The organism is Listeria grayi DSM 20601, assembly GCF_000148995.1.
In the GTDB taxonomy this organism is placed as follows: Bacteria; Bacillota; Bacilli; order Lactobacillales; family Listeriaceae; genus Listeria; species Listeria grayi.
In genome coordinates, this window is sequence record NZ_GL538353.1 from 817526 (window position 1) to 833934 (window position 16409).

The following is a 16409-nucleotide window of genomic DNA, read 5'->3' on the forward strand; positions in this document are numbered from 1 at the left end:
ATGTATAAAGGATTGTTAGAAAAATATCAAGCGTATTTGCCCGTAACGGAGAAAACACCTTTCATATCATTAGCTGAGGGAAACACGCCGCTGATCCCGCTTCCGAGTTTGTCAAAAGAATTAGGCATTGAACTTTACGGTAAATACGAAGGACTAAATCCAACCGGTTCTTTCAAAGACCGCGGAATGGTCATGGCAGTTGCGAAAGCGAAGGAAGAAGGTGCCGAAGCAGTCATCTGTGCCTCTACTGGAAATACTTCCGCAGCTGCGGCCGCCTATGCAACACGTGCGGGCTTGAAAGCTTACATCGTTATTCCAGATGGGAAAGTCGCGCTTGGGAAATTAGCGCAGGCAGTTATGTACGGTGCTGATATTATCGCGATCGAAGGTAATTTCGATGAAGCGCTGCAAGCAGTGCGAGAATTGGCTGAAACCGAAGCAGTAACGCTCGTGAATTCAGTAAATCCATATCGTTTGGAAGGTCAAAAAACAGCTGCTTTTGAAATTTGCGAGCAGTTAGGCGATGCACCGGATGTACTCGCGATCCCAGTCGGAAATGCTGGTAATATTTCGGCTTACTGGAAGGGCTTCAAAGAATGGCATGAAAAGCATGATACAAAACTACCGCGCATGCACGGCTTTGAAGCAGAAGGCGCGGCAGCGATCGTGCAAGGTGCTCCAATCGATAACCCAGAAACGATTGCGACAGCGATCCGGATCGGTAATCCTGCAAGCTGGTCATTGGCAGAAGCGGCGCGTGATGAGTCGCATGGCTTTATCCATTCTGTAACAGATGACGAGATCATTAATGCCTATAAGAAAGTCGCTGCCCAAGATGGTATCTTTATCGAACCTGGATCCGCGGCTTCTCTTGCAGGGATCATCCAGCACGTGAAGAGCGGTGAGATCCAGCCAGGCGAAAAAGTTGTTGCTGTATTTACTGGTAATGGCTTGAAGGATCCTGACACAGCCATGTCTGTCCATGAGATCCCGATTTCACACGTGGAAGGGATCGAAGCAATGCGCGCCCATTTACGTGCCGGAGTAAAAGCGTGATGCGGATTCGTGTCCCGGCAACTACGGCGAATCTTGGTCCTGGTTTTGACTCCTGTGGTTTGGCGCTGACATTATATTTAACGCTTGATGTTATGGAAGAACAAGCAGAATGGCATATCGAGCATGGGCTAGGAGCGGAAATCCCTGCCGATGCGACCAACATCATCATTCAAACCGCTCTCCAGCTAGCCCCGGATATAAAACCTCGTCGGCTAGTGATGGAATCAGCGATCCCTCCGGCAAGAGGTCTGGGAAGTAGCTCGGCAGCAGTCGTAGCTGGCATCGAATTGGCAGTTGCGCTGGGAGGACTCTCGCTGACAAAAGAAGAAAAAGTGGAGATCGCCGCAGAAATCGAAGGCCATCCAGATAATGTTGCACCGGCAATACTCGGAAATCTCGCTATTGGAGCTAAATTAGAAGGGGAAGATTTCTACGTTCGACATCTTTTCCCAAATTGCAGTATTTTAGCATTTATTCCGAAAACAGAACTTCTGACATCGGAAAGCCGAGCAGTTTTGCCGCAAGAGATCCCGTTCAAAGAAGCGGTTCGAGCAAGCAGTATCGCAAATGTTATGATCGGTGCATTGTTGCAAAATGACATGGTACTAGCAGGGAAAATGATTGAAAAAGATCGCTGGCATGAGAAATATCGCGCCCGACTTGTACCACATTTGTTGGAAATAAGAAAAATAGCTCGAGAAAACGGGGCTTATGCTACTTGTTTAAGCGGCGCTGGCCCGACCGTCCTCGTTTTTGCTCCAAGCGATAAAACCAACAAGCTGAAAGAACGGTTGCAAACGATTGATCCCGATGCTGCGATTTTGGAATTGGAAGTAGAAGGAAGCGGATCGGAAATTTTTGATTGAATAAAATAAAAGGTGCCCATGGGTGCCTTTTTTATTTCAAAAAGTAATTATTGTTGCGTCGGAAACAATAATTCGCTATACTAAAAGCAGTAAGCGGGAGGGTAGCGCATGAGTAAACAAGAAGAAGTGATGCGTAATATAAGAAATGTGTTTAATAAAATGGTTTGGCTCAACAAAATCAAAATGGAAGCCAGTTTAAAGGACTATACCTCTTCCGAAGTGCATTGCATTGAATTTATCGGTAAAAGTACCGATCCTAATGTGACGAAACTTGCGGAGGCTTTTTATATGACGAGAGGCGCCATGAGCAAGCTGACGAAAAAACTCATTCAAAAAGGACTTATCGAAACGTATCAGAATCCTGAGAATAAAAAAGAAATCTACTATAAACTTACAACGCAAGGAAAAGCCGTATTCAATATCCATGAAGCGCTGCATCAAGAATTTCAAGAGCGGGACAAAGCTGTGTTTGAACAAGTAACCGAGGAACAATGGGAGAATATGTTGCTGATCATGGATCGTTACAGTCAGCATTTGGATGAAGAAATAAAGAAGTTGGATAACAAGCCGGAATAATTAAATTGCAAGCAACCTGATCTGCAAAGATGGGTTGTTTTTTTGTTTTGTTGACAAGGAAACAAAAAGGTGATAATATTATTTTGTTTCCAAGGAAATAAAAATCGACTCCTGAAAGGAGAATAATATGTCAACAAATCAATCCAAACAATCAGGAATACCAAAAGACGTGCTGGCAGCTGCTTGGGCGATCGCGCTCGGAGCAATTGCCCCAATGCTAGATTCTACGATGGTAAATATCGCCGTCGATAAACTTACAAAAGATTTTGGCACCACGCTGGATATCATTCAATGGGCAATAACTGGCTATGTACTCGCGCTGGCGATCGCTGTTCCAATTGCAGGCTGGCTGATGAATAAATTTAACGGTAAAAAAATCTTTATCGGAGCGGTAATCGTCTTCGGAATCACTTCTGTACTTGCAGGAATCAGCTGGAATGTGTCCAGCTTTATTGTATTCCGCTTATTACAAGGTTTTAGCGCCGGGATCATTACTCCGCTGATGTCCACGTTGCTCGTAAAAACAGCCGGACCGGAAAACTTAGGGAAAGTCATCTCAATTGTAACGACGCCAATGATCTTTGGCCCGATATTGGGACCTGTCATCGGTGGCTTTATCATACAGGCTGCATCATGGCAATGGATCTTCTTCATCAATGTGTTCGTTGTATTGATCGCCGTACCTTTGATGATGAAAACGATCCCTGACTTTGAACCTTTCAATAAAGCGAGCAGGCTCGATGTTTTTGGTATCATTGACTTATCTTTGATGAGTGCTGCTTTGATTTTTGGGATCACCAAAGCTGCTGATCACGCATCATTCCAAAATAGCGAAACGATTCTCTGGGTCGGGATCGGACTTGGCCTTGCAGTTATTTACTTTATTTATAACCGAATCAAAAAGAATCAGACGGTGTTGCCGATGAATCTATTTACACATAAGCGTTTTCTCGCTTCAAGCGTCGGTCTCTTCCTAGCCAATATTGCCATCATGGGACCAATGCTGATCCTTCCGTTGTTTTTCCAAAATTCCCGCCACTTTACAGCGATGGAAGCAGCGATCGCACTTATTCCGCAAGGTCTGGGCATGCTAGTGACGCGTCCGATAATCGGAAAAATGATTGACCGTTTCGGCGCGAAATATGTGGTCATGGTCAGCATTGTCCTCTCGCTGATCGGCTCGATCCCGCTCGTATTCATTACAGATCAAACTAGTATGATCTGGATAGCGATCGTATTATTTGTCCGCGGAACTAGTATCGGCGGTATCAATCTGCCGCTAATGAGCGATGCTTATACCGGACTAGACAATAAACAACTTCCGGAAGCGGGCGTTGGCGTCAACATTATTGAGAATCTTGGCTCGAGTTTTGGCTCTGCTGTCATCGCAACTACAGTCGCAACGTTCATTCAGGGCTTGCAACCAACGATTGAAAATGGCTTGAGAGGCTACCAAGCAGGATTTTTGGTTTCAGCTATTGTGCTTGCCTTGATTTTCATTCCGAGCTTCTTTCTCACCAATAAAAAAGCGGCAGAAAAGTAACTGCCATTCCAATAGACACCGATCGGGTGTCTATTTTTGTTGCTAAGAAAAGGAAAAACTATCCCCACGCACGCAACCGATATGATAAAATAGGAAAAGAGTTTAAAAGGTAAGGAGCGTTTTCAAATGGCACAGTTATTTTTTCGCTACGGCGCGATGAACAGTGGGAAAACAATCGAGATTTTAAAAGTTGCCCATAATTATGAAGAGCAAAATAAGCCAGTCGTCATTTTCACATCTGGCATTGACGATCGAGATAAAGTTGGGACGATCTCTAGCCGAATCGGCTTAAAAAGAGATGCTACTCCCGTATTCCATGATACCGATATTTTTGAGATCGTAGCTGGCATGGAAGCAAGACCTTATTGTGTATTATTAGATGAATCACAGTTTTTAGAGAAAGAACATGTTTTTCAGTTAGCAAAGATCGTCGATGAACTGAATATTCCTGTTATTGCTTACGGATTGAAAAATGATTTCCGCAATGAGTTGTTTGAAGGCTCTAAATATTTATTGCTGTATGCAGATAAAATCGAAGAAATGAAAACGATTTGTTGGTTTTGTGCGAAAAAAGCCACGATGGTCCTACGCGTGGACGATAAAGGAAAGCCGGTTTACACCGGAGAACAAATCATGATTGGTGGAAATGACCGATACTATCCAGTATGCCGAAAATGTCATTCGCATCCGCCGATCAACTAATGAACGAGGTGAAGGATAATGTATGATCGATTACAATCAGTAGAAAATCGATATGAAGAATTAAACGAATTGCTGAGCGATCCGGATGTGGTTTCTGATCCGAAGCGCCTGCGTGATCTTTCAAAAGAACAATCTTCTATCAGTCAGACCGTGGAAACTTACCGCGATTATAAAGAAGTGACGGATCAAATTGCAGAAACGAAAGAACTGCTGAATGAAAAATTAGATGATGACATGCGTGAAATGGCAAAAGAAGAATTGAATGAACTGCAAGAAAACAAAACCCATTTAGAAGAAAAACTTAAATTACTATTAGTTCCTAAAGATCCGAACGATGATAAAAACGTTATTATGGAGATCCGCGGAGCTGCAGGCGGTGATGAAGCGGCACTATTTGCCGGCGATCTATTCCGAATGTACAGCCGCTATGCAGAAAGTCGAGGCTGGAAAGCGGAGATCATGGATGCCAATCCAACTGGGATCGGCGGTTATAAAGAAGTCATTGTGATGATCAATGGCGATGGTGCTTTTTCCCGGTTAAAATATGAAAACGGGGCGCACCGTGTACAGCGTGTGCCAGAAACAGAATCAGGCGGTCGTATTCATACCTCTACTGCAACGGTCGCGATTTTACCAGAAGCAGAAGACGTGGAGATCGATATCCAAGATAAAGATATTCGGACAGATACATTTGCTTCCACCGGTGCAGGCGGACAAAGCGTCAATACCACCATGTCCGCAGTTCGTCTTACTCATATCCCGACTGGAATCGTTGTATCGATGCAGGACGAACGTTCTCAAATCAAAAATAAAGAAAAAGCAATGAAAGTTTTACGTGCACGGATCTATGATAAATTTGAACGCGAAGCACGTGAAGAATACGATGCAAATCGAAAATCTGCAGTCGGAACAGGCGACCGTTCAGAGCGTATCCGGACGTATAACTTTCCGCAAAACCGTGTAACCGATCATCGCATTGGCCTTACGATCCAAAAACTGGATCAAGTGATGGAAGGTAAGATCGACGAAATCATCGACGCACTGATCGTAGAAGATCAAACAAGCAAGTTGGAGCATTTAAACGATGCAGAATAAGCGAATCGGTGACTTTCTACAACTATGCCGTGAAAAACTTGCTGCCGGAAACTTAGACAGCAATATCGGTGAGATCATTGTAGAAACAAGGCTTCAGCTGACTCGCTCGGAACTGTGGCAATCACATGGAATGCCACTGGAACAAGAAATGTACCAGCAATGTCTGCAAGATTTGGATCGTTATCTAGCTGGCGAGCCGATCCAGTATATCCTAAAGACCGCTCCTTTTTTCGGCTACGATTTTTATGTGGATAACCACGTACTGATCCCGAGACCAGAAACAGAAGAATTGGTTTATAAGGCACTGGAAACGGCAAAGAAAACAGGCTTTCGAAAAGTGCTGGATATTTGTACGGGTAGTGGTGTTATTGGGATCACGATGAAAAAAGAGCTGCCGGAGCTTACGATTACATTATCGGATATTTCCCCCGAAGCACTGCAAGTTAGTAAAAAAAATGCGCAGCAGCTCGGTGCAGAAGTGCGATGCATCGAAACGGATGTTGCGGATTATTTTGTGGATAACTGTGAGAAATATCAGCTGATCATAGCTAATCCCCCATATATTGCCGAGCACGAACGGCTGGGCATGTCGGATCTAGTGTTGAAAAACGAACCGGAACTGGCTTTGTTTGCTGAAAATAATGGGTTAGCAATTTATGAGAAGCTTGTGAAACAACTTCCAGCGATCGTAGAAGCTAATTTTTGGATCGGTGTGGAAATCGGTTATCAACAAGGTGAATCAGTCAGAGCGCTATTTCAAAAAAGTTTTCCACAGGTTCCTGTAGTTATCCACAAAGATATCAACGGGAAGGATCGAATGGTTATTTGTTCAAATGCGTTGGTATAGAGCGTTTCTCTTGTGAGGACGCTTTTTTTATAATTTATTTTATCCACAAAACTGTGGATAAAAATTTGTGCAAAAAAAATTTTTTAATCATATCTTAATGTTAAAAATACGATTAAATAAAGATATTTACGATTTTTCCACAATTCACAAGAAGTTATCCACATTGACAAAGTTATTATCCACAGAAAGTGGATAACTTTATATGAAAAAGGCTGTGAAAAAAGGAAAAAAGACGTTAAAATAGAGATATTACAAAATAAAGGAGTCTCCTAAATATGGAAACGAACTATTGGAAGCTTACAGATACCTCATCTAATGAGGAAATCTATCAAGCAGCCACTGACTTATTAAAAGCAGGCGAGTGTATCGCTTTTCCGACAGAAACAGTCTACGGATTAGGAGCAGATGCCACGAATGAAGCAGCTGTGGATAAAATATATACCGCAAAAGGGAGACCCTCTGATAATCCACTAATTGTCCACATTGCACACCTTGAACAACTGGAAAGCCTTGTAACAGATGTGCCCGATAAGGCTAAAGAACTGATCAAGCACTTTTGGCCAGGTCCTTTGACGATTATTTTGCCTTTAAAAGCAGGTAGCCTAGCAAAAAATGTAACAGCTGGATTGCAGAGTGTCGGGATCCGTATGCCTGAAAATGAGGTAGCTCATGACTTTTTAGCTTATTCCGGTCTGCCCTTAGCAGCTCCAAGTGCGAACAGTTCTGGCAGGCCAAGCCCTACTACCGCACAGCACGTGCAAGAAGATCTGACTGGCAAAATCGCTGGGATTATTGATGGCGGGGATACTGGTGTCGGATTGGAGTCAACCGTGATCGACTGTACCGTCCCGATTCCAGCGATACTAAGACCAGGCGGCGTAACCCAAGAAGAGATCGAAGCCGTTATTGGTCAACTGGCATACACTGCTGTAACCAGCAAGGAAGCAGAAGCTCCCAAAGCGCCGGGAATGAAATACACACATTACGCTCCGCAAGCCCCGGTTTATTTAATAGAAGGAAGCAGTGCATATTGGATCAAGCAGATCGAAGCGGCAAAAGCACGAGGCGAAAAACCGGGACTGTTGATTTCGGAAAAACAGAAAGCAGTATTGCAACAAGACATTCCTGTTTACAGTACCGGTAATTCATTAGCAGAAGCAGCTACTCATTTATATGATGGTTTAAGAAGCTTTGATCATTTAGACGTCACGTGCATTTTCGCAGAAACATATCCACAAGCTGGCATCGGTGTCGCACTTATGAACCGATTGGAAAAAGCAGCAGGTGGAAAATATTTAACAGAATAGCTAAAGGAGAGAGTGCCGTGAATGTTTTATTTGTTTGTACAGGGAACACCTGCCGCAGTCCGATGGCAGAGAAGATACTGGCGAAAAAGCGACCGGAACTGAACGTTCAGTCAGCCGGAACACATGCCTTGCAAGGTCAACCGCTGGCGATGTCTGCGAAACAGTTGCTGCGAGAGCATGGCTTGAATGAAACACATTATGCCCAGCTTGTTTCCGAAGAACTGCTGGATTGGGCAGATGAGGTGTATACAATGACAGCTCAACAAGCAGAAGAATTACGTTATCGCTATCCACTTGTAAAAAAGAACATCCAAAGCTTGCGCCCATCTAAAGCTATTGCTGATCCATACGGCCAGTCCATGGAGGCTTATCGAGCATGCTTTGCTGAACTTCAAGAAGCTATATCCGAACGTTTTGTTGAAAAAGAATAAAAATCATCGTATTTTCATAAAAAACACTTGCATTTATTAATGAGATAAGGGATTATAAGGGTATTACGGAATTTTCTTTCAATTTAAAAAATGGATGGGGGCAGAGGAATGGTTTATTTGCAAAAACAGGATAAAGAAGTATTTGATGCAATAAAATTAGAACTTGGCAGACAGCGTAATAATATTGAGTTGATCGCTTCTGAGAATTTTGTCAGTGAACAAGTGATTGAAGCGATGGGATCAGTGCTTACGAACAAGTATGCAGAAGGTTATCCGGGAAAACGATATTATGGCGGTTGTGAATACGTCGATATCGTAGAAAATCTGGCGATCGATCGTGTCAAAAAATTGTTCGGTGCAGAATACGCAAATGTTCAGCCGCACTCCGGTGCTCAAGCAAACATGGCTGTTTATCAGGCTTCAATTAAACCGGGTGATGTTGTCTTGGGGATGAACCTTTCTCATGGTGGTCATTTGACGCACGGAAGTCCTGTTAATTTCAGCGGACTATTATATAAATTTATCGAATATGGTGTTGATCCTGAAACAAAATTGTTGGATTATGAGAAAGTGCGTGAATTAGCATTAGAACATAAACCAAAAATGATCGTTGCAGGTGCGAGTGCCTATCCACGTGCAATCGATTTTGCCAAATTCCGCGAGATCGCTGATGAAGTCGGGGCTTATCTCATGGTCGATATGGCACACATCGCAGGTCTAGTGGCAGCTGGACTCCATCAAAATCCTGTCCTATATGCAGATTTCGTTACTTCTACTACACATAAAACACTTCGTGGTCCCCGTGGCGGCTTGATCCTTGCCAAAGCAGAGTGGGAAGCGAAACTAAATAAAGCCATTTTCCCAGGCATACAAGGCGGACCGCTTATGCACGTAATCGCTGCTAAGGCAGTGGCCTTCGGGGAAGCTCTCCAACCTGAATTTAAAACGTATGCAGAACAAATCATCAAGAATTCCCAAGCGTTAGCGAAGACATTGACAGAACAAGGCATTAGCGTCTTAACAGGCGGTTCCGACAATCACTTGCTGCTGATCGATCTAAAACCGCTCGGCCTAACCGGCAAAGTAGCTGAAAAACGATTAGACGAAGTTGGCATCACTGTCAATAAAAATACGATCCCGTTTGAAACAGAGAGCCCATTTGTGACAAGTGGAATCCGAATCGGCGTAGCTGCAATCACTACCCGCGGCTTTGATGAAGCGGCAACAGCTAAGGTCGGAGAATTGATCGCAGAAGTGTTACATGATTCCGAAGATGAAGAAGTACTTGCCAAAGTGAAATCGGCAGTATCCGATTTGACAGCATCCTTCCCATTGTATCCGAGTTTATAAATCAAAAGAAACAAAGACCTGCTTTTTAATTGAAAGCAGGTCTTTGTCTAGAAAAGAATTAATTCCAAGAAAAACTTGCAGATGTGTTATCTTCTGATACAATAAGAGAAGGAAATTTTTAGTAGAAGAAGGAGAGAGCGGAAAATGTCAAATGTACACATTATCAATCACCCGTTAGTTCAACACAAATTAACCATCGTTCGAGATAAAAATACAGGAACAAAAGCTTTCCGAGAATTAGTTGACGAAATTGCAACGCTGATGGCTTACGAGATCACTCGCGATATGGAATTAGAAGATTTTGAAGTAGAAACACCGATCCAAAAAATGACAGCCAAAACATTGACCGGTAAAAAATTAGGCGTTGTTCCGATCTTACGCGCAGGTCTAGGTATGCAGGACGGTATCTTAAAATTGATCCCAGCTGCTAAAGTAGGCCACGTAGGTTTATACCGCGATCACGACTCATTAGAACCAGTAGAATATTTCGTGAAACTTCCTTCTGATGTAGAAGAACGCTTATTCATTGTTGTAGATCCAATGCTTGCAACAGGCGGTTCCGCAATCATGGCGATCGACTGTCTGAAAAAACGCGGTGCTAAAAATATCAAATTCATGTGTTTAGTAGCAGCTCCAGAAGGCGTAGCGGCTTTAGAAAAAGCACATCCGGATGTAGACATCTACATTGCAGGATTAGATGAAAAATTGAACGAAGAAGGCTACATCGTACCCGGCTTGGGAGATGCAGGCGACCGTTTATTCGGCACAAAATAAGAGGAAAAAAAGAGGGAGCTTTTAATGACGAAAATAAAGGTAATGAGTGTGTTTGGTACAAGACCAGAAGCTATCAAAATGGCGCCGTTAGCCATTGAACTACAAAAACAATCCGATGTCTTTGATTCAAAAGTTGTCATTACTGCACAGCATCGTGAAATGCTAGACCAAGTTTTGGATATTTTTAGTGTGGTCCCAGATGTGGATCTGAATATCATGAAAGCTGGTCAAACATTAGCAGATATTACGTCACGCGTTTTAAACGGTTTAACAGAAGCGATTCGGGAATATCAACCAGATATTATCCTGGTCCATGGGGATACTACCACTAGTTTTGCAGCTGGACTAGCAGCATTTTACGAGCAAAAAAGTGTTGGGCACGTAGAAGCAGGACTGCGCACGTGGAATAAATATTCTCCTTTCCCAGAAGAAATGAATCGTCAATTGACAGGTGTGATAGCGGACTTGCATTTTGCACCAACGCTACAAGCTAAAAACAACTTGCTTGCAGAAGGGAAAAATAACGAAAGCATCTATATCACGGGCAATACTGCGATCGATGCTTTGAAGACAACGGTCAAAGAAGATTATCACCATCCGATCTTAAACAACCTTGGCGATAATCGTTTGATCCTAATGACAGCACATCGTCGAGAAAATCTTGGCGCTCCGATGCAAGGAATGTTTGAAGCGGTTCGGCAAATCGTGGAAGATCGTCCTGACGTGGAATTAGTCTATCCAATGCACTTGAATCCGGCTGTACGTGAAAAGGCGTTGAAGGTACTCGGCGACCATCCCCGTATCCATCTGATCGAACCATTGGATGCGATCGATTTCCACAATTTCTTAAAACGCGCTTATTTAGTCTTTACCGATTCCGGCGGCGTACAAGAAGAAGCGCCAGGAATGGGAACTCCGGTACTGGTTCTTCGCGATACGACCGAACGGCCAGAAGGCGTTGAGGCTGGAACTTTGAAATTGATCGGTACGGCAAAAGAATCGTTATATAAGGAAGCCTTGGAATTATTGGATGATCCAGCAGCTTACGAGGCGATGGCAAAAGCCAGCAATCCGTATGGTGATGGCGAAGCAGCGAAAAGAATCTTGGCAGCGATCCGTAGTTATTTTGAAAACACGGAAAAACCGACAGATTTTACTGTATAAATAGAGGAAAAAGAGCTAGAAAAATCGGCTCTTTTTCTTTATTTATCAATGTAAGCGGATAAATATTACATATTCGTTACAAGACACGATTTCACTAGAGCTTTTCCGTAACATGTGATAAGATTTACAATGTTATTGATAGCAGAGCCCAAAAAGTGCTTCTTGCATAAGCATTTTTTCCGTTCTTTTGCATTGGAAAAGAACTTGATTGCTTGGAAAACAAATACAAGTCTTTTACCAATCTGGTGAAGGACTTTTTTTATTTTGTTTTGTGAGAAATCAAACGTGATTTCATGATCATTTGGAGGTGTTGTAGGTTTTTCATTAAGGTATTTGGAACGTCGTTTTAAAATTGTTAAATATTAGCGATTTTTCTAACAATTGTTTTGTAGAAGGTCTTAATTATGTTACTATTAACATGAGGTTGAGTAATTTGTGAAAGCGTATTGACTTTTCTTCTAGCCCTGTGTATGCTTAAAAATGACACGCTGATAAGGCTTTCAGACGTGGCGGAAAAAGGGTTAAGGGGAAGGAATGTATTTATTTTCACAATGTTGCCCTCTAGTCTCTGTTTCTTATAGACAGAGTGCTATTTTAAGGCAGAAAGGATTGCATCCAACATGTTAGAGTCACTGATCGGCATGTATCAACGACACGAAAAATATCTTGCTGCTTTCATTGGTGCCTGTCTATTAGGCTGGTTCTTCACTCCCTATGTGCACATATTTCTAGGACTTAAATTGGGGCTTATCGTAGGTTGGTTTAATTACTGGCTGCTTATGAGAAGAACTCATGCAATGACAAAGGCGCTTGCAGAGAACAAGCCGTTCTACGGAATGGGAACGATTGCTAGAATAGGTAGTGTTATCCTTGCAACTATAATTGCGACAAAACTTCCTGAGTATTTTCATATATATAGTACGCTGCTTGGCGTAGGGTTAGTGTATGTGATTACATTTCTAGATTTTATTGTTTATTCCTTATACCGTAGAAAAAAGTTTGCAAAAAGAGAGGGGTGAACCAAGTTGGATGAACATTTTCCAATATTAAAGTTGGGTCCGATCTCGTTTAATCTATCCAATGTACTGATGATTACTGTTACTTGTGTGATCGTGCTGTTTATTGCGATTTTTTGTACGAGAAACTTAAAGCGGCGCCCAACAGGAAAACAAAACTTTATTGAGTGGGTAATGGATTTTGTTAGAAATATTATTAACAGTAATATGGACTGGAAAACGGGTGGACGCTTTCACGTTTTAGGTATTACGATATTGTTGTTTGTATTTGTAGCAAATATGCTTGGCTTGCCAATGCAAATCGCCGTTCACGGAAATGTATGGTGGCGCTCGCCAACCGCAGATCCGATCGTAACGCTGACACTCGCGATCATGATCGTCTCGCTGACACATTATTATGGTGTGAAGATGCGCGGATTTAAGAATTATTTCTCAGGTACTTATCTAAGTCCGATGAAATTCTTATTCCCATTAAAAATAATAGAAGAATTTGCAAATACATTGACGTTAGGACTACGGCTTTACGGTAATATCTTTGCCGGCGAAGTACTGTTATCCTTGATTGCGACACAACTTGCGCATGTCAATATATTCGTAGGTATTTTCTCTATTATCCCTGCTATTGCTTGGCAAGCATTCTCCGTCTTTATCGGAGCGATCCAAGCATACATTTTTACAATGCTAACCATGGTTTATATGGCTCACAAAGTTAGCGACGAACATTAATTAAAAACTTATTGAACCAGTCATTCTTAAAATAAAAAATTTCAAAGAAATCAAGGAGGATTTTTATTATGTCTTTAGGTGTTATTGCAGCTGCTATCGCAGTAGGTTTAGGTGCGTTAGGTGCCGGTATTGGTAATGGTCTTATTGTTTCAAAAACTGTTGAAGGTGTTGCACGTCAACCAGAAGCTCGTTCTATGCTACAAACGATCATGTTCATCGGTATCGCGCTAGTTGAAGCCCTTCCGATCATCGCTGTTGTTATTGCGTTCATGGTTCTTAATAAATAATCATAGAATCTTGTCTGAGTAGTTTAAAGCGAATGTTTGGAAAGGAGTGAACGTGGCGTGTTACATCCACAATTTGTAATAGGTGCTGAATTTGCAGCGGGAGATGTACTGTTTACGTTGGTTGCTTTCATTATTCTATTAGCGCTGATCCGCATTTTTGCGTGGAAACCGTTAATGGGTATCATGAAAGAACGTGAAGAACACATTGCTTCTGAAATTGATGCGGCTGAAGAAAGCCGAGCACAAGCTGAAGGTCTGTTAGAAGAACAAAAACAAGTTCTTAAAGAAGCTAGAGTAGAAGCTCAAAATATGATTGAAAATGCGAAACAGCTTGGCGAAAAAGAGCGTGAATCTATCATTCAAACAGCGCGCAGCGAATCTGAGCGTTTGAAAGAAGAAGCAAAAAGCGACATCGCACGCGAAAAAGAAGATGCGATCGCAGCTCTTCGCGATCAAGTTGGTTCTTTATCTGTCCTTATCGCATCGAAAGTTATTGAGAAAAATCTTGATGAAGAAGCTCAGTCCAGCCTAATCGAAGAGTACATCGAAAGGCTTGATGATAAATGAGTAAAGATATCGAAGTAGCTAGCCGCTATGCCAATGCGCTTTTAAGCGTCGCAAAAGAAAACGATGCGCTAGATACCTATGCCGCTCAATTAACAGAAATAAAAAAAGCATTCACCGCACAACCCGATTTCATTAAGTTACTAGATAACCCAACCTTCACGATCGAGCAAAAGAAATCATTAGTAGATAGTGTAATTGCCGGATTAGATGAAAAGCTTAAAAACTTTATTTCTTTGTTGATCGATCGAGCACGGGAAGATTACTTATTAGCAATCATCGACGTCTATCAACAGTATGTCAATGATATCCACGGTGTTGCTGATGCAGAAGTATATTCTGTTATTCCATTGTCGGAAAAAGAACAGGAAACTTTATCGAACGCGTTTGCGAAAAAAATGAATAAGAATAAATTGAATATCCATAATCATATTGATCCTTCCTTATTAGGCGGCGTGAAAGTGGTTATCGGCAACCGTATCTATGACGATACGATCAAAACGAAATTAAAAGACATGGAACGGCAAATTAAGGCTTAGTTCCCGTTTAACGAGGGGTGAATTTAATGAGCATCAAGGCTGAAGAAATCAGCTCGATTATCAAACAACAGATTGAAAATTATCAATCTGAATTAAAAGTGAGTGATGTCGGTACTGTTACGTATATTGGTGATGGTATTGCAAGAGCTCATGGACTTGATAATGCAATGGCAGGAGAACTATTAGAATTCTCCAATGGTGTTATGGGTATGGCTCAGAATTTAGAAACGAATGATGTTGGTATTATTATTCTTGGACCTTATACTGAGATTCGCGAAGGCGATGAAGTGCGCCGTACTGGTAAAATCATGGAAGTTCCCGTTGGGGAGGCTTTAATTGGACGTGTCGTCAACTCATTAGGTTTACCGATTGATGGCCTAGGCCCAATTGAAACAAGCGCAACTCGTCCGGTAGAAGCAATTGCTCCTGGTGTTATGCAACGTCAATCCGTTGATGAACCACTACAAACTGGTATCAAAGCGATTGACGCCTTGGTTCCGATCGGCCGTGGTCAACGTGAATTGATCATTGGTGACCGTCAAACAGGTAAAACTTCTGTTGCGATCGATACGATCTTAAACCAAGCGGACCAAGATATGATCTGTATTTATGTAGCGATCGGCCAAAAAGAATCTACAGTACGTAACGCTGTGGAAACTTTACGTAGCCACGGTGCATTAGATTATACGATCGTTGTATCTGCATCCGCATCTCAACCAGCACCACTACTTTACCTAGCACCATATGCTGGGGTAGCAATGGGTGAAGAATTCATGTATAACGGCAAACACGTTTTGATCGTTTACGATGATTTATCCAAACAAGCAGCAGCTTACCGTGAATTATCCCTATTACTTCGTCGTCCTCCAGGTCGTGAAGCTTATCCAGGGGATGTATTCTACTTGCACTCCCGCTTACTTGAACGTGCCGCTAAACTAAGTGAGGCACTAGGTGGAGGCTCGATCACTGCACTTCCATTTGTTGAAACACAAGCCGGAGATATCTCCGCTTATATCCCAACGAACGTTATTTCGATCACCGACGGGCAAATCTTCTTACAATCCGATTTGTTCTTCTCTGGTGTGCGCCCAGCGATCAACCCTGGACTTTCCGTATCTCGTGTTGGGGGCTCCGCTCAAATCAAAGCAATGAAAAAAGTTGCCGGTACACTTCGTTTGGACTTAGCAGCTTACCGTGAATTGGAGTCATTCTCTCAATTCGGTTCCGACTTAGATGCAGCAACCCGCTCAAGACTAGAACGTGGTAAACGCACGATCGAAGTATTGAAACAAGATTTACACAAACCGCTAAAGGTTGAAAAACAAGTGCTTATCTTGTACGCATTGACTAATAAATTCTTGGATGATGTCCCTGTAAACGATGTAGGCAGATTTGAATCTGAACTTTACGCATGGGTAGATCATAATCACCCAGAAATTTTTGAAACAATCCGTACAACGAAAGCTCTTCCGGAAGCAGACGCAGTAAACAATGCGATCAGCGAATTCAAAAAGACTTTCGTTGCTTCTGAAGAAGAATAAATAATTTCAAACCAATCAAAGGTGG

Annotated in this window: 18 protein-coding genes; all 18 read left to right on the top strand. The window is 42.4% G+C overall.

The window, feature by feature from the left end:
• The 18 genes from thrC (at window position 1) to atpA (ending at window position 16384) form a co-directional block, all read left to right on the top strand.
• Window positions 1–1056, top strand: coding sequence for a threonine synthase (thrC, locus tag HMPREF0556_RS11500; protein ID WP_003758783.1), 1056 nt, complete (start codon window positions 1–3; stop codon window positions 1054–1056).
• The gene (gene thrB / locus HMPREF0556_RS11505) at window positions 1056–1922 is read left to right on the top strand and encodes a homoserine kinase (RefSeq protein ID WP_003758785.1); all 867 of its coding nucleotides are present in this window, start codon (window positions 1056–1058) and stop codon (window positions 1920–1922) included. Before thrC ends, thrB begins: the two co-directional genes overlap by 1 nt.
• A gap of 108 nt (window positions 1923–2030) precedes the next feature.
• On the top strand, window positions 2031–2498 hold the full coding sequence (locus tag HMPREF0556_RS11510) for a MarR family transcriptional regulator (RefSeq protein ID WP_003758786.1): 468 nt from the start codon (window positions 2031–2033) through the stop codon (window positions 2496–2498).
• Window positions 2499–2625: 127 nt separating this feature from the next.
• On the top strand, window positions 2626–4041 hold the full coding sequence (locus HMPREF0556_RS11515) for an MDR family MFS transporter (protein ID WP_003758788.1): 1416 nt from the start codon (window positions 2626–2628) through the stop codon (window positions 4039–4041).
• Between the two features lie 126 nt (window positions 4042–4167).
• Window positions 4168–4743 (top strand): thymidine kinase, encoded by a 576-nt coding sequence (locus tag HMPREF0556_RS11520; RefSeq protein ID WP_003758789.1) that lies wholly within the window; start codon window positions 4168–4170, stop codon window positions 4741–4743.
• 18 nt (window positions 4744–4761) lie between these two features.
• Complete coding sequence (gene prfA, locus HMPREF0556_RS11525) at window positions 4762–5838, top strand: peptide chain release factor 1 (protein ID WP_003758792.1); 1077 nt, start codon at window positions 4762–4764, stop codon at window positions 5836–5838.
• Window positions 5828–6685, top strand: coding sequence for a peptide chain release factor N(5)-glutamine methyltransferase (gene prmC / locus HMPREF0556_RS11530; protein ID WP_003758794.1), 858 nt, complete (start codon window positions 5828–5830; stop codon window positions 6683–6685). Before prfA ends, prmC begins: the two co-directional genes overlap by 11 nt.
• Window positions 6686–6960: 275 nt before the next feature.
• Complete coding sequence (locus HMPREF0556_RS11535) at window positions 6961–7992, top strand: L-threonylcarbamoyladenylate synthase (protein ID WP_003758796.1); 1032 nt, start codon at window positions 6961–6963, stop codon at window positions 7990–7992.
• A gap of 17 nt (window positions 7993–8009) precedes the next feature.
• Window positions 8010–8423 carry a low molecular weight protein arginine phosphatase gene (locus tag HMPREF0556_RS11540; protein ID WP_003758798.1) on the top strand — a complete coding sequence of 138 codons (414 nt, stop codon included), beginning with the start codon at window positions 8010–8012 and terminating at the stop codon, window positions 8421–8423.
• A 108-nt stretch (window positions 8424–8531) separates the two neighbouring features.
• Window positions 8532–9773 (top strand): serine hydroxymethyltransferase, encoded by a 1242-nt coding sequence (gene glyA / locus HMPREF0556_RS11545; RefSeq protein WP_040486790.1) that lies wholly within the window; start codon window positions 8532–8534, stop codon window positions 9771–9773.
• Window positions 9774–9917: 144 nt separating this feature from the next.
• A complete protein-coding gene (upp, locus tag HMPREF0556_RS11550) occupies window positions 9918–10547 on the top strand; it encodes a uracil phosphoribosyltransferase (RefSeq protein WP_003758801.1) in 630 nt (209 codons plus the stop codon).
• A 24-nt stretch (window positions 10548–10571) separates the two neighbouring features.
• Complete coding sequence (wecB, locus tag HMPREF0556_RS11555; protein WP_003758803.1) at window positions 10572–11711, top strand: non-hydrolyzing UDP-N-acetylglucosamine 2-epimerase; 1140 nt, start codon at window positions 10572–10574, stop codon at window positions 11709–11711.
• A 620-nt stretch (window positions 11712–12331) separates the two neighbouring features.
• Window positions 12332–12730: an ATP synthase subunit I gene (locus HMPREF0556_RS11560; protein WP_003758805.1), complete on the top strand. Its 399-nt coding sequence runs from the start codon at window positions 12332–12334 to the stop codon at window positions 12728–12730.
• A 6-nt stretch (window positions 12731–12736) separates the two neighbouring features.
• Window positions 12737–13453: a F0F1 ATP synthase subunit A gene (gene atpB, locus HMPREF0556_RS11565; RefSeq protein ID WP_003758807.1), complete on the top strand. Its 717-nt coding sequence runs from the start codon at window positions 12737–12739 to the stop codon at window positions 13451–13453.
• A gap of 68 nt (window positions 13454–13521) precedes the next feature.
• A complete protein-coding gene (gene atpE, locus HMPREF0556_RS11570) occupies window positions 13522–13740 on the top strand; it encodes a F0F1 ATP synthase subunit C (protein WP_003758810.1) in 219 nt (72 codons plus the stop codon).
• 57 nt (window positions 13741–13797) lie between these two features.
• The gene (atpF, locus tag HMPREF0556_RS11575; RefSeq protein ID WP_036105595.1) at window positions 13798–14307 is read left to right on the top strand and encodes a F0F1 ATP synthase subunit B; all 510 of its coding nucleotides are present in this window, start codon (window positions 13798–13800) and stop codon (window positions 14305–14307) included.
• On the top strand, window positions 14304–14843 hold the full coding sequence (locus HMPREF0556_RS11580; RefSeq protein ID WP_003758813.1) for a F0F1 ATP synthase subunit delta: 540 nt from the start codon (window positions 14304–14306) through the stop codon (window positions 14841–14843). The genes atpF and HMPREF0556_RS11580 overlap by 4 nt, the downstream gene beginning before the upstream one ends.
• 26 nt (window positions 14844–14869) lie before the next feature.
• Window positions 14870–16384, top strand: a complete 1515-nt coding sequence (atpA, locus tag HMPREF0556_RS11585; protein ID WP_003758815.1) for a F0F1 ATP synthase subunit alpha — start codon at window positions 14870–14872, stop codon at window positions 16382–16384.
• Window positions 16385–16409 lie beyond the last annotated feature (25 nt).